This is a genomic window from Planomicrobium sp. CPCC 101110, from assembly GCF_007859395.1.
Lineage (GTDB): Bacteria > Bacillota > Bacilli > Bacillales_A > Planococcaceae > Planococcus.
Window position 1 is genome coordinate 1,004,376 of the sequence record NZ_VOHD01000003.1, and the last position, 13,873, is coordinate 1,018,248.

General features: G+C 41.9%; 11 protein-coding genes. 9 read left to right on the forward strand and 2 right to left on the reverse strand.

Going from position 1 to position 13,873, the window contains the following annotated elements:
- Nucleotides 1-139 precede the first annotated feature (139 nt).
- From FQV30_RS04900 to FQV30_RS04940, 9 genes are all read left to right on the forward strand, one after another.
- A complete protein-coding gene (locus FQV30_RS04900; protein ID WP_146498997.1) occupies nt 140-397 on the forward strand; it encodes a hypothetical protein in 258 nt (85 codons plus the stop codon).
- Nucleotides 385-930, forward strand: coding sequence for a glycerol-3-phosphate responsive antiterminator (locus FQV30_RS04905; RefSeq protein ID WP_146498998.1), 546 nt, complete (start codon nt 385-387; stop codon nt 928-930). The genes FQV30_RS04900 and FQV30_RS04905 overlap by 13 nt, the downstream gene beginning before the upstream one ends.
- Nucleotides 931-1,263: 333 nt before the next feature.
- The gene (gene glpK / locus FQV30_RS04910) at nt 1,264-2,775 is read left to right on the forward strand and encodes a glycerol kinase GlpK (RefSeq protein WP_146498999.1); all 1,512 of its coding nucleotides are present in this window, start codon (nt 1,264-1,266) and stop codon (nt 2,773-2,775) included.
- A 124-nt stretch (nt 2,776-2,899) separates the two neighbouring features.
- Nucleotides 2,900-4,600 carry a glycerol-3-phosphate dehydrogenase/oxidase gene (locus FQV30_RS04915; RefSeq protein WP_146499577.1) on the forward strand — a complete coding sequence of 567 codons (1,701 nt, stop codon included), beginning with the start codon at nt 2,900-2,902 and terminating at the stop codon, nt 4,598-4,600.
- Between the two features lie 238 nt (nt 4,601-4,838).
- Nucleotides 4,839-5,246, forward strand: coding sequence for a hypothetical protein (locus FQV30_RS04920; RefSeq protein WP_186725526.1), 408 nt, complete (start codon nt 4,839-4,841; stop codon nt 5,244-5,246).
- Nucleotides 5,247-5,360: 114 nt separating this feature from the next.
- On the forward strand, nt 5,361-6,458 hold the full coding sequence (locus FQV30_RS04925) for a D-alanyl-D-alanine carboxypeptidase family protein (RefSeq protein WP_186725527.1): 1,098 nt from the start codon (nt 5,361-5,363) through the stop codon (nt 6,456-6,458).
- Nucleotides 6,459-7,372: 914 nt separating this feature from the next.
- Nucleotides 7,373-8,905, forward strand: coding sequence for a glycosyltransferase (locus FQV30_RS04930; protein WP_146499001.1), 1,533 nt, complete (start codon nt 7,373-7,375; stop codon nt 8,903-8,905).
- 240 nt (nt 8,906-9,145) lie between these two features.
- On the forward strand, nt 9,146-10,498 hold the full coding sequence (locus FQV30_RS04935; RefSeq protein WP_146499002.1) for a polysaccharide pyruvyl transferase family protein: 1,353 nt from the start codon (nt 9,146-9,148) through the stop codon (nt 10,496-10,498).
- A 544-nt stretch (nt 10,499-11,042) separates the two neighbouring features.
- On the forward strand, nt 11,043-12,419 hold the full coding sequence (locus FQV30_RS04940; RefSeq protein ID WP_146499003.1) for a polysaccharide pyruvyl transferase family protein: 1,377 nt from the start codon (nt 11,043-11,045) through the stop codon (nt 12,417-12,419).
- Nucleotides 12,420-12,472: 53 nt separating this feature from the next.
- On the opposite strand, the gene FQV30_RS04945 is transcribed toward FQV30_RS04940, so the two are convergent.
- Nucleotides 12,473-13,231, reverse strand: a complete 759-nt coding sequence (locus FQV30_RS04945; protein WP_146499004.1) for an STAS domain-containing protein — start codon at nt 13,229-13,231, stop codon at nt 12,473-12,475.
- Complete coding sequence (locus FQV30_RS04950; protein WP_146499005.1) at nt 13,209-13,859, reverse strand: cobalamin B12-binding domain-containing protein; 651 nt, start codon at nt 13,857-13,859, stop codon at nt 13,209-13,211. The genes FQV30_RS04945 and FQV30_RS04950 overlap by 23 nt, the downstream gene beginning before the upstream one ends.
- Nucleotides 13,860-13,873: the final 14 nt, after the last annotated feature.

Sequence of the window (13,873 nt, forward strand, 5' to 3'; positions counted from 1 at the left end):
AAAATAATAACAATTTATAAGTAACTAATTATAAATTGTTATTATATAGGATACCTCTATACGTTTTCTCTTTTCTTAAAGCATCCTATTCTTGAATTATAAGGAATTTTTCGGTTCTTTTAGAAAAGTGGTTATGAGTATGTCAAATGAAAAATACAATGTACATTTGCAAACATTTTTAAACCCTAGTCCGGATACAGTTGTTTTAAAAGATGTTGAAAGCCGTTTTTTCTATCGCTTGCTTTTGAGGAAATTGAATAATATCTATATTTTTCTAAATAGACAAACAAAGGTAAAATGTAAAAGAAACGCCAAACATTCCTGGAATGCTGGGGTTGATGGATGCTTTCAAGGGAGTTTCAAGGAACACAAAGGAGGAGAACTGTGGCTGAGTTAAGAGGTGTTTTGCCGGTATTGCGCAATATGAAAGAATTTGAACGGCTGCTGGACAGCGAGCACGACTATATTATCTTTCTGGAGATTCGGTTGGCTCAGTTGAAAGGATTCGTCAAAGCCGCTAAAAAAGCAAAAAAGAAAGTTATCTTGCATGTTGATTTGATCCAAGGCTTGAAGACTGATGCATATGGTTTTGAATTTTTGGTGCGGGAGATCAAACCAAATGGCATTGTTTCGACACGCAGCAATGTTATTGCACTTGCGAAGAAAAACCGGCTTTTGACGATTCAGCGTTTGTTCCTGCTCGACAGCCAAGCACTTGAGCACAACATCAATTTGATCAACCAGGTGAAGCCGGATTATATTGAGATTCTGCCGGGCATCATCCCGGGCGTCATTGAAGAAGTATATGAAAAGACGGGCATTCCGGTCATCGCTGGCGGCTTGATCCGGACAAAAGAAGACGTACAGCTTGCTTATGACGGTGGAGCTGTGGCTATTTCGACATCACAGCCGGAGTTGTGGATTTTATAGAATGAAACTCCTGGTTGACAGCGTTTTCATGCGCATGTTAAATTGGTTTTACAAGTTAAGAACTGTGCCGGAGAAAAGGAGGCCCACACTGCGATGATCGCTCTAAAGAAGAGGAGCGTGCCATTCAGCGTGGGTTTTTATTGATTTCAGCAAAGGGGCCGAAAACGAAAGCAAGAGAATAAAGTGCTCTGCAGAATTGATGGGGCTGTTTTTTCATTACGCGGTATTTCCTAGAGGCTGTTTCACTTTCCTCTCCAATAGGTATTATTTGGATAGGGAAATATGAAATGAAGAAGAGATAAACCAGTACACAATGGATCAGGAGGAAGCCAAGTGAGCAAAAAATACATTTTATCTATCGACCAAGGGACAACAAGTTCACGCGCTATGTTGTTCAATCACGGAGGGGAAATTGTGGAGACGGCGCAGCGGGAATTCCAGCAGTTTTTCCCGCATCCGGGCTGGGTGGAGCATGACGCGAATGAAATTTGGACATCGGTTCTTGCTTGTATCGCGGATGTGCTTCGGAAAGCCGATGTGGATCCCGATGAGATTGCCGGAATCGGCATCACGAATCAGCGGGAAACGGCGGTCGTTTGGGATCGGACAACCGGCAAGCCGGTGTATAAAGCCATCGTTTGGCAATCGCGCCAAACGGATGATATTTGCAGGGAATTGAAAGAGCAAGGGCACGAAGCAACGTTCAGGAGCAAGACCGGGTTGCTGATCGATGCTTATTTTTCAGGCACGAAAGTGAAGTGGATTCTGGACAACGTCGAAGGCGTGCGCGAAAAAGCGGACAACGGCGATTTGATGTTTGGAACCATCGATTCCTGGCTCGTCTATAAATTGTCAGGCGGCCAAAAACATATCACCGATTACAGCAACGCCTCCCGGACATTGATGTACAATATTTATGATTTGGCATGGGATGATGAATTGCTCGAAATTTTGACCGTGCCGAAAAGCATGCTGCCGGAAGTGAAACAGTCATCGGAAATCTATGCCCATACAATCAATTATCATTTCTTCGGCCATGAAGTGCCGATTTCCGGCATTGCGGGCGATCAGCAAGCTGCACTTTTCGGCCAAGCCTGCTTTGAGAAAGGCATGGCGAAAAACACGTACGGCACAGGCTGTTTTATGTTGATGAACACTGGCGAACAAAGCGTCCAGTCTGAACATGGCTTGCTGACGACGCTTGCTTGGGGAGTCGATGGCAAAGTGGAATATGCGCTTGAAGGCAGTATTTTTGTGGCTGGGTCTGCCATCCAATGGCTGCGCGACGGTCTACAGATCATCGGCAGTGCATCCGAGAGCGAAGCCTACGCCGCTTCTGTCGATTCAACGGAAGGAGTTTACATGGTGCCGGCGTTTGTCGGTCTTGGCACGCCGTACTGGGATACCGATGCAAGAGGCGCAGTATTCGGGCTGACGCGCGGGACGACAAAAGCGCATTTCGTCCGGGCGACGCTTGAATCGCTCGCTTACCAAACGAAAGATGTCGTCGATGTGATGATCGAAGATGCAGGAATCGAATTGAAGACGCTGCGTGTTGATGGCGGTGTGGTAGCGAACAACCTGCTTATGCAGTTCCAAAGCGATATTTTGGATGTTCCGGTGGAGCGCCCAAGCGTCCAGGAAACTACAGCGCTTGGGGCCGCATATTTAGCAGGGCTTGCAGTCGGCTTCTGGAAAGACAAAGAAGAAATTGCCCAGCAATGGAAAGTCGAAAAAACGTTCAACCGCCAAATGGAAACTGAAGCGAGCGAAGAGCTTTACGAAGGCTGGCAGCGTGCGGTACAATCAACAAGAAGCTTTAAAAAAGCAAAACCCAATCTATAAACTTAAAAGTCAATATTTGATGGCCGGAGAATTCGAGAGACCAAGCCAGTTTAGCAGAGAAATTCTGCAACTGTGCCTTGGTCTCTTTTGGTTTGTAAAAAAACAACAAGGGAGAGGTTGAATGATGAAATTTTCCAGTTTGAAACGCAAAGAAACCTATGGACAGATGAAGGAAAAGCAGCTTGATTTGTTGGTGGTCGGCGGCGGAATAACAGGGGCTGGTATTGCACTTGATGCAGCCACGCGCGGAATGCACACGGCTGTCATTGAAATGCAGGATTTTGCGGCGGGGACAAGCAGCCGCTCGACAAAGCTTATACATGGCGGCCTTCGATACTTGAAGCAGTTCGAAGTGAAAATTGTGGCCGAAGTCGGAAAAGAACGCGAAATTGTCTATGAAAACGGGCCGCATGTCACGACGCCGGAATGGATGCTGCTGCCTTTCTATAAAGGAGGCACATTCGGACCGTTCAGCACGAACATCGGGCTTCGCGTTTATGACTTTTTAGCGGGCGTAAAGCGAGAAGAACGCCGGAAAATGCTGAATAAAGAAGAAGCGTTAAAAAGGGAGCCTCTGCTGAAAAAAGAGGGCATCAAAGGCGCCGGTTATTACGTCGAGTATAAAACTGATGATGCACGACTGACAATTGAGGTAATGAAAAAGGCAGTGGAAAAAGGGGCGCTTGCACTGAATTATGCTAAAGTGCGTGAATTCATATATGACGGCGGAAATGTTGCAGGCATCCGTGCAGAAGACCAGATCGACGGCTCGATCCATGAAATTTACGCCAAAAAAATTGTCAATGCGGCAGGGCCGTGGGTCGATACACTTCGCGACAAGGACCATTCAAAACAAGGGAAAACGCTGCAGCTGACAAAAGGCATCCATTTGGTATTCGATGGCAAGCGATTCCCGCTGAAGCAGGCGATTTACTTTGACATGCCGGATGGCCGCATGGCTTTTGCCATCCCGCGCGCCAATAAGGTTTATGTCGGTACAACGGATACAGTGTACAAACAAGACATCGCCCATCCGACAATTACGAAAGAAGACCGTGACTATGTCTTAGGAGCGATCGATTTCATGTTCCCGGAAGTGCGGATTGCGGAACAAGATATTGAATCGAGCTGGGCAGGACTCCGCCCGCTTATTCACGAAGAAGGCAAGGATCCATCTGAAATTTCCCGGAAAGACGAAATTTTCGTATCGGATTCCGGGCTGATATCCATTGCTGGCGGGAAATTGACCGGCTACCGCAAAATGGGTGAAAACATCACTGATTTAGTGGCGGAGCAGCTGACGAATGAGGAAGGGCGCAAAGTTCCTGAAAGCTCGACGAAGAATATGCCAATTTCCGGAGGGGAAGTCGGAGGATCAAAAGGTTTCCGGAAGTTCCGAGCAGACCGGGAAAAACAAGCCCTTGCCCTCGGCTTGAATAAAGCGGCGGCTAGTATGCTGACAGGCCGTTACGGAGCGAACATAGACCATGTCCTGCACTTTTATGCGGCGGCAAAAGAAGCGGCAAAAGAAGCCGGGCTCGATCCGCTAGTGTACGCAATGCTCCGCTATGCCATCGAAAATGAAGCGGCATGCAAGCCTGCCGACTTTTTTGTACGCCGTACAGGCGCTGTATTATTTGAAATCGATTGGGTATACGCACAGAAAGATGCAGTAATCGCGCATATGGCGAATGTGTTTGGGTGGTCAAATGCTCAAATTTCCGCATATTCCGGAGAACTGGATAGCTTATTGTATGAAGCGACCCATCCGGTAGAGGTGGGCGGGCAATTGAAAACCATGAAAAAGGAGAAGAAGTTAGGGTAACTTCAGCAGATTGAATGGAAATATCAAGAAAAGGTGAATTTTCCCGCCTAAGCTGGGCCTGTTTGAATCGAAGTTGTAAAGTCCAGCTAGAATTCAATGGAAAAGGCATCGAATTCAACCTTTTTTCAGAGTTAAACGCAAAAAAAATCTTGAAAAGAGGAGTTTTCTGGGAAGCAGCGAATTCAACCATTTGAACAAAAGTATTTGGACAGCGAAGCTGTTACGACGAGTAAAGAAAGTGAGTGGGGACATGGGCGGCAAAGAGGAGCTAGTATTGGTGCTGGAGGAATATGAAAGTGCTTTTAGCGTGCGCCTGCTGGACGGGAACGGCACCGTCTATAGCCACAACCATTTTAGGGAAACACCGGATGTCGCGAAAGTTCGCTCTTTAGTCGGAACATTAACGCATATTTTCGGCAACTTCAATCGCGTGGCTTACAGCAAAAACTTCACAACAGTATGGGACCATGAAGCAAGGCCGGATGCATTCGGCAAATTCATGGCGGAGTTGTTCGCTTCCACAGAAACTATGGAGCCGCACGATGCCCCTGGATACAAATATCGCATGTGGGACCATTTCAGCGAATTTTTGGAAGAGCAGGAAAAGTTGGCGCATCAGGACCACACAAAAGATTTGCCTTTTTGAAATTCATGAATTAGATAGGATATTAAGTTCTTGTTACATATGATGATTTTAAGATTTCCTGTGTTATTCTTTTCCTTTAGGATAGATCAGTTTCAAACTGGAGGAGTGGGAAAGATGAAAAACAGAAAATGGATGGCTGCCTTATTGTTTGGCCTGCTATTAACGGTTCAATTGGCAGGTGGACAGACTTTGGCAGGTGCGGATACGATTCCGCCTGCTATGCCGGTTGTCGATGCAGTATCTGATACCGCTCTGTTCATTACGGGAAAAGCGGAATCAAAAGCGAAAGTTTACGCATTCTCTGGAAACAAAAAACTAGGAGAAGCCGAGGCACGAAATGGTCGATTCTCAATAGACATTTTGAAACAAAAAATTGGCACCAGCATAAAAGTCTATGCGGTGGATGCGGCAAAAAATAAGGGCAAAAGCAAAACGGTAAAAGTCTTGGCAACACCGTCTGCAGTAAAATTTGCGGCAACTGGAAACGTCAATATGCGCTCTGGGGCTTCCGTATCAACTCGAATCTTAACCGTCCTTCCGAAAGGGACAATCGTTAGCTATATTAACAAAACTGGAACTTGGTACAAGGTGAAAGCGGGCAAACATACTGGTTTTGTCAGCTCTGCATACTTGAAAAAATTTTCTTCCGGCAAACCAGTAAGCTTTCCGGCTCCATCTAAAAAAACACCAGGAACTTATGTCAATGGAGTATTGCTTGTTAATAAGGATTACGGGATTCCGTCCAGCTATAACCCAGGGGTCAGTGCAAGAGCACAAAAAGGCGCGGATGCATTAGTTGCTGCTGCGAAGCGGCAAGGAATTTCTTTGACTCCTTTCAGCGCTTTCCGCAGCTACTCACGTCAAGCGGCGCTTTATACCAATTATGCTTCACAGTATGGAGAAATGGAGGCGGATAAATTCAGTGCGCGTCCGGGCCATAGCGAACACCAGACAGGGCTCGCCTTTGACTTCGGCGGCTCTGATCAGTCCCATTGGCTTAAAGAATCGTTCGGCAAAACAAAAGAAGGGAAATGGCTTGCTGCCAACGCCCATAAGTATGGATTTGTCCTTCGCTATCCAAAGGGTAAAGAAGGTGTAACCGGGTATCAATACGAGCCTTGGCATTACCGCTATCTCGGATCTGAGCTTGCTGCTAAAGTGAAAGCGAGCGGGAAAACGTTAGAGGAATTTCTTAGGGTGAAAGCGAAATGAATTTTGTGGAGTAAATTTATTACATTCTAAACTTATGTTTTTAGCATATGCATTTTAGTTATATTTTGGTATGGCTGCAATTTCATTTGTTGTCCTGACTTTAAAAAAGCTGCAAGTGGATTCTCACTTGCAGCTTTTCCGTTTTTTAATATCAGAAAATCAAGCTTAAGTAGAAGGACAGCATGTATAGCCAGGTTTTTATAGAAGATTAACTGATCGTAGGATAGTATATGGAAATTAGCGCTATCTAGAAAAAAGTTATTCATATTAGTCAAAGATGAAAGATTGGGTGTCTTCAAAGAGATAAAAGATGGGAAATTTTTATTAAAAAAAGAATCCATATATATTTAAAATTATTTGAAAGCGAAAGACCGTATGTTATGGAATTCTGTTTCCGCCATGACGATGCTCGCATTCGGGATTGTTTTTTGACGGCGGTAAAACCAGGGTTTGCTGGAGCGCTAATTGTAATTGCCGCTTCAATACTTACAAGTTAATGATGGCTAAAGGTTTTCGAGGCGGGATGGATAGCCCTGGTTCTTCCAAATATGAAATATCTTAAATTTTTTGTGGAATTAGGTAGGAAAAGAAATCATCATTAATCGTGCTGTTAAAATGAAAGCGCCTAGAAAAGCGCTGGAAGAGCCCAAAGAATATAAAAAGAATATTGGTTGTAAATGACCCCTAAACTTTGAATAGATAAAGTTTAGGGGTTTGCTAGTGAAAATATTTTCCTATAAAGCAAAAGGTAGATCAGTAAAAATAATGTCATTAATTATTTTATTTTTCAATATAATAGGTAAAATTTACTTTTTTAATAGACATTTTATATAACTTTATATATATTATAAGTAATTATACTTTTATTCTTAATAATAAGAATATTTAGTTAGTTCATAGAAAAGGGGACTGCTATGAAACATGAGATTAAGGTTACTGTTGCCATACCTGTATATAATGCTGAAAAGTATTTGAGAGAGTGCCTAGATTCAGTAGTAAACCAAACAATGCCAAGCGAAGACTTTGAAATCATATGTGTAAATGATAAATCCAAAGATGATAGTTTAGCAGTTTTGCTGGAATATGAAAAAGCTCATTCGAATATGGTAGTCATTGATCGTGAAAAAAATTCCGGGGGCGCAAGCGCACCTCGCAATGATGCCATAGAAGCTGCACAAGGCGCTTATATCTTTTTCTTGGATTCGGATGATTATCTAGGTTTGGAGGCATTGGAACGGCTCTATAACTTTGCTTGTGAGCACGATTCAGATATAGCCTTTGGGAAGTATAAGGGAGTAAACGGGCGTGGTGTTCCTGTCTCTATGTTCAAAGGCAATGTTGCTGATGCGGATATTATCCGGAATAATCTTGTGTATACTCTATCTCCACAGAAATTATTCCGGACATCTTTGATTAAAAACAACAATCTTAAATTTATGACAGAAGCCAAAACGGCAGAAGACCAAGTATTTGTTATGGAATGTTATTGTTTAAGCAATCGGATTTCCATCTTATCAGACTATGATTACTACTACTTGACAAATAGGGAGGAAGGCCATCTATCGGCCAGTGTTGTCCCTCCAGAAGAGTATTTTAAGGTTATCGGCCGAGTTATCGATGGAATTGAAAATGGTGCCATCAAAAACGAAGTATATAAGGTGAAAGTGAAGGGGGCATTCCTCAACCGCTTTTTACGCCATGGAAGAAATTCAAGGTTCTATGAACTGAATCATTTAACGGAACAAGAAAAAAGAGAATGGATGTATTACTTTAGCAAGTTTATAAATGAGAAAATTGAAAAATCAGCAGATGCTTATGTAAATATTGAATTCAAAGACCGCTTACAGTGTATCCGGGAAAATAACTTTGAAAAAATTATTTTAATTGAAGAATTCAAGAAAAATGTGAATGCGGGCCATGTTAAAGCGGTTGAGAATGGGCATATCATAGCGGAAATAAACGTATCGAATAAAGAATATGAGCTGCATGAAATGGTGACGGTAAATGCCCATAATATTGCTGAATGTATATTGATCGATGCATACGTTATCGAAGACATGTTATATATTAGCGGTGAATTCTATAACAGCTTGTTGACGAACTTTGAATCAGAGCATTGTTTGATTTTCATTAATAGACAAACAAAAGCAAAGAGAGAGTTTGCTGAAATCAGTTTTGATAAAAAAGCCAAATCAGATTTCCAGTTTAGAGTTCATTTGAAGGATCTTGTCTTTGATCTAACGGACGAAGGCGTCTGGGATATTTCGGTTGTATCGAAAACGAAAGATGTTGTTTTCACTAAACGAATTGGATCAAATCGGCTTAAGAAACCCGAAATAGTCGATAAAAACTTCAAGTTCAGAAGCGGCAAACAGAAGTTTTCTATAAAGCCCTATATCACAAAGGGGGACAACAATTTCTCCTTGAATGTGAAGGCACTTTCATGATCGGATGGAAAGCACTGAGTGAAATTTCACTTAGTGCTTTATTTTTTGTGAAGTATGTAAAGGTATTGCTTTATCCGAAAGGTGGATGTGTTAGTTGCCTTATACAGTAAATGTAAAAGTATTATTAAAAGGGGAAGTGTTACATTGACTTTGTCATCACAATTAATTAACCTTGATTTATACATGTATTCTGTATATTCTATACATTTTTTAATTTGAAGACGGGAAGGAAAGGGTACAATGACCAATATTTTAATAAGAGCGGGTATGTCGCCGCTGGATACATTTGATGCATCACATATGATCGTCAACAATTCAATCGGCGGCAATGTCGGCAATCTGGTTTATCAATACAGCGTTTTCCGAACCTTAATGACAAAAGATACAACAATAACACCTGATTATTATGATTTTGATCCAAAATATGCTGATGAGATCAATGAAAAATACGATTATTTTGTTATTCCGTTAGCTGATGCGTTTCGTGAACAATTTGTCCCCTCTTTACGTAAGTACACAAAACTGATCAAAAAGCTAAAAATTCCTGTAATAGTAATCGGTGTAGGTTTGCGGGCCCCGTTTGAACCTAAGCTTAATGAGGGCTTTCCATTTGATGAAGATGTTAAAGCTTTTGTGAAAGCGGTGTTAGAAAAATCGAGTATCATTGGACTGCGCGGAGAAATTACGTCGGAATACTTGACAAAACTAGGTTTTCGAGAAGGTACGGACCACACTGTCATCGGATGCCCTTCTATGTATGCTTTTGGAAGAGATCTGCATATTCGAGATACCGTGATTACGAAAGATTCTTTAATCAGCGTAAATTCCTCGAGGCATTCTCCTAAAAATGTCTTGGACTTTATCACAAGAAGCATGGAAGAGTACCCGAACCATTATTTTATTCCGCAATGGCTAAAAGAGTTGAAATTGACCTATACAGGTACGCCATCTATCGCTAAATCGAGTACTAATTATCCGGTGAAGATGTCAGATCCTACGTACATGGATAACCGAGTACGTTATTTCTTAAACGTTCCGACTTGGCTTGATTTCTTACAGAAAGCGGATTTGAGTTTCGGTGCGAGGCTGCATGGCAATATCACCGCCACTATCGCCGGTACGCCGAGTATTCTAATACCGAAGGATGCACGTATGCGCGAACTGGCTGAGTACCATCAATTGACCCATGTAATGGCTGATAAAATCACTGCTAAAACAAAGTTGAGCGACTTGGTAAAAAAAGCTGATTTTCAACAGCCGGTCAAACCTCATGGCAAAAATTTTGATCACTATATCGACTTTTTGAATAAGAATGGCCTTGATCATATCTACAAAGAAACTCTTTATCCTGCCATCGTACCATTAGAAGAAAAGATAGCGAAAATCCGTCTTCAAGAACCGGTTTCACCAATCACTGGTGTCACTACGGAAGAAATTGTCAGGCGCTTGGAAACGTTTTATCCGCTAGAAGAAAAATATAAAAAACTGAGCAAAACTCCAAAAGAGAGAACGGTTTCAGATTACCAACAGGCGCTGAAAAAAAGAGCGGCCAATATTGCCACTAAAACCGCCAGCATCTTCAATTTGCGGTAAATTTAAAGAAAAAAAGAACTCGTCCCTTTGAGGACTGAGTTCTTTCGTGTCTTATGTGATGAAGCTAACTTCAGTTCTGAAATTCTTCACGAGTAGATCAAATCTAATATAGAAAAGGCATTTGTATAAATCGGGCTTTTCTATTTTTTAATGATGAAGTTATGTTTTTTTAGTTGTTTCAAATCAAATAGTCTTAAGGAAAAGAAAAGGATAAAACTTAGCCGTTATTTGATTTTTGCAGAAAACAAAGGGGAAACTTTTTGTAAATAAAAAAATGTCTATTGTTTTACGAGAAACTTGTTAGAATTTAACAAGAAAAATTGACTTTGAACACTTTTTTCTCTATGCTATTTTAGTATGTGTATTTAATAACAAATCTTTTTGTTTATAAGGTAACCTAAAAGGTCTTTAATGGCGGATTCAGCCCGTCAATTTTTTTGAAGATCAATGTATAGTGAATGCAAGTGTTTTAGTATTGTGAATTAAATCCAAAAGTTCAATTTATATAAATTGACATATAATCGAAAGGGGCAAACTTTTTAAAATGAAAAATATTTTAATGAGAGCGGGCATGACTCCGTTCGAAAAATTTGATGCACCACACATCATGATGAACAACTCAATCGGAGGCAATGTCGGCAACTTGGTCTATCAATATAGTGTATACCGTACATTGATGACTGAAAATACGACTATCACTCCAGATTACTATGATTACGATCCAAAGTATGCAGATGAAATCAATGAAAAATACGATGCTTACGTTATTCCATTGGCGGATGCTTTCCGTGAAGAGTTTGTACCGTCACTTCGTAAATATACAAAATTGATCAAAAAGCTTAAGATTCCGGTCTTTGTTATCGGTGTAGGCTTACGTGCACCGTTCGAGCCGAAGTTGAATGAAGGCTTCTCTTTTGATGAAGACGTAAAAGAATTTGTCAAAGCTGTGCTAGAAAAATCAAGCATCATTGGCTTACGAGGCGAAATCACTTCTAAATATTTAACACGCCTTGGCTTCCGTGAAGGGATTGACCATACGGTTATTGGATGTCCTTCAATGTACGCTTTTGGCAGGGAGTTGAACATTCGCGAAACCAATATCACAAAAGATTCCATTGTAAGCGTCAACTCATCACGGTTGTCTCCAAAAAATGTATTGGATTTCATTACAAGAGGCATGGAAGAATACCCGAATCATTATTTCATTCCACAATGGATGAAAGAAATGAAATTGGTTTATGCTGGAGCTCCGGCTATTGCACCATCGAGCTCAAATTATCCAGTTAAAATGTCAGACCCGACATATATGAACGATAGAGTTCGTTACTTCTTGAATGTTCCGACATGGTTGGATTTCCTTCGCACTGCTGATTTGAGCTTTGGGGCCCGCTTGCATGGTAATATCACTGCTACAATTGCAGGAACACCAAGCATCCTGATTCCGAAAGATGCCCGTATGCGCGAGTTGGCTGAATACCATCAATTGACACATGTTATGGCTCACGATATCACAGATCAGACTCGATTGAGTGATTTGGTGGAAACGGTCGATTTCCAAGCTCCGACCAAACGCCAAGGGAAAAATTTCGATCACTTTATCGATTTCTTAAACAAGAACGATATCGATCATATTTATAAAAACACTTTAACGCCATCGATCGTTCCAATGGATGAGAAATTATCCAAGATTGAACTGTTGGAGCCAATCAAAACAATCAGCGGCATCAGCTTAGCGGAAGCAGTAGAACGTTGGGAAACTCTTTATCCATTAGAAGAAGAGAAAGCTGCAAAGTCACAAAAAGAACTGAAAAATAAGCTGGCGGAAAAAGATAAATTGATTAAAAAGTATAAAGGCACGTTAAATAGAAAATCTGTCCGTATGGCATTAAAAACTGCTGATTTGTTCAGCACTTCTAAGTAATTAACAAAATCATAAAAAAAGCTGGGCCACCTGTTTAGGCGGTCCAGCTTTTTTTAATGTTCATTCAACAATACATCTTGCAAAGAAACCGCAAATGTAGCATAGATTACGGCATTCAATTCATGCAGGCGTTTTGCATGTCTCGGATGGATGCCCGTAATGGAAATAGTAATACCCATTATCGATAACGATTGGATCAAAGCATTCAATTGGGTTAAACCCTCATTATCAATATCGTCCATAGCGGTCAAATCAAAAATTACAATTTGGCCATCTTGGCGATAGACATTCTCTAAAATACGAGGCCTGACAGTTTCCATTTTTTGTTGATCAATCAAGCCGAATAAAGGAATGAGAAGCCGTTTCTGATCCAGTTTAATGCAGGGTGCCGATAATTCCCTGACATTTTGGAGCAATTCGTCAGCCCGTTCTTTTTCAAGCAGCAGATCGTAATTCGTCTCGTTCAAACGTTTTCTCAAGTGTGTCAATTGGTCAAACACCCGATTATAATGGCGGTCTTTCGGTACTGCAATGACATTTGCGATTCCATCACTTTCCCATTTGGTATGGACATCCATCACCGTTGGTTCGTCCAATGGCGATAAAAAAGTCAATTCAATAGGTTGGAAAGAACGTGCCGGATTCAAGAATTCCACGGCTTTCTGACGGCTTCCTTCTTCTAGAAGGCCGGTGAAAACAGCCGATTCCTTGAAAAGGCTGCTTGCTAGTTTGGAACTTGCTAGGATAGTGAGCTCCCGATCTAATTGGAAAATCGGCAATGGCCAATCTTCAAAGTGATGCGCTTGTTTCATGGTTCCGCTCCTTCCTAGACCGAATCCAGTTCTGAAGTGTTTCCAGACTTTCCAGCACGACAGCGCCTTCTGCTTTAGCGTCCGATAAATCAGCCAATGTGACAGCACGGCCCCCTATGAGGACAGCCGGCTTTGGATCGAGTATCCCAAAGGCATCCATATAACTTTTGACTAGAGGCAGGCGGGACACGAGGGCAGCGGACAATCCGATAACATCAGGTTTAAGTTGTTCCGCGGCATCCATAGCATGTACAAGCGGCAAATTAGGACCCATGTCGTAGACAACCCAGCCATGTTCACGGAAAACACACGCCACCATCTTTAACCCAAGATAATGGTCTTCGCCTTCAAACCCCATAATCATCACTTTACCGGCTGCCTCTTTTTCCGCCTGGCTTCGGTTATCGGTTGCAGAAATAACAAAATCGCAAATTGCAGTCGCCAAATGTTCATCAGCCACACTGATGACATTTTCTTGCCATAATTGTCCAATCCGGTACATGGCAGGCGTGAGCAATTCTTGAAAGAGTTCCTTCCTTGTATGTGTCTTCAAATAGTACCGGACTTTTCGCAAGGCATAGTAATCATCACCTGAAAGGAATATATCGGCGAGCTCGTCTGAAGTCATGGGGCGTCCTCCTT

Coding starts and splice junctions, on each gene's coding strand:
- FQV30_RS04900 (WP_146498997.1), top strand. CDS start 140: ATGTCAAATGAAAAATACAATGTACATTTGCAAACATTTTTAAACCCT.
- FQV30_RS04915 (WP_146499577.1), top strand. CDS start 2,900: ATGAAATTTTCCAGTTTGAAACGCAAAGAAACCTATGGACAGATGAAG.
- FQV30_RS04925 (WP_186725527.1), top strand. CDS start 5,361: ATGAAAAACAGAAAATGGATGGCTGCCTTATTGTTTGGCCTGCTATTA.
- FQV30_RS04930 (WP_146499001.1), top strand. CDS start 7,373: ATGAAACATGAGATTAAGGTTACTGTTGCCATACCTGTATATAATGCT.
- FQV30_RS04935 (WP_146499002.1), top strand. CDS start 9,146: ATGACCAATATTTTAATAAGAGCGGGTATGTCGCCGCTGGATACATTT.
- FQV30_RS04940 (WP_146499003.1), top strand. CDS start 11,043: ATGAAAAATATTTTAATGAGAGCGGGCATGACTCCGTTCGAAAAATTT.
- FQV30_RS04945 (WP_146499004.1), bottom strand. CDS start 13,231: ATGAAACAAGCGCATCACTTTGAAGATTGGCCATTGCCGATTTTCCAA.
- FQV30_RS04950 (WP_146499005.1), bottom strand. CDS start 13,859: ATGACTTCAGACGAGCTCGCCGATATATTCCTTTCAGGTGATGATTAC.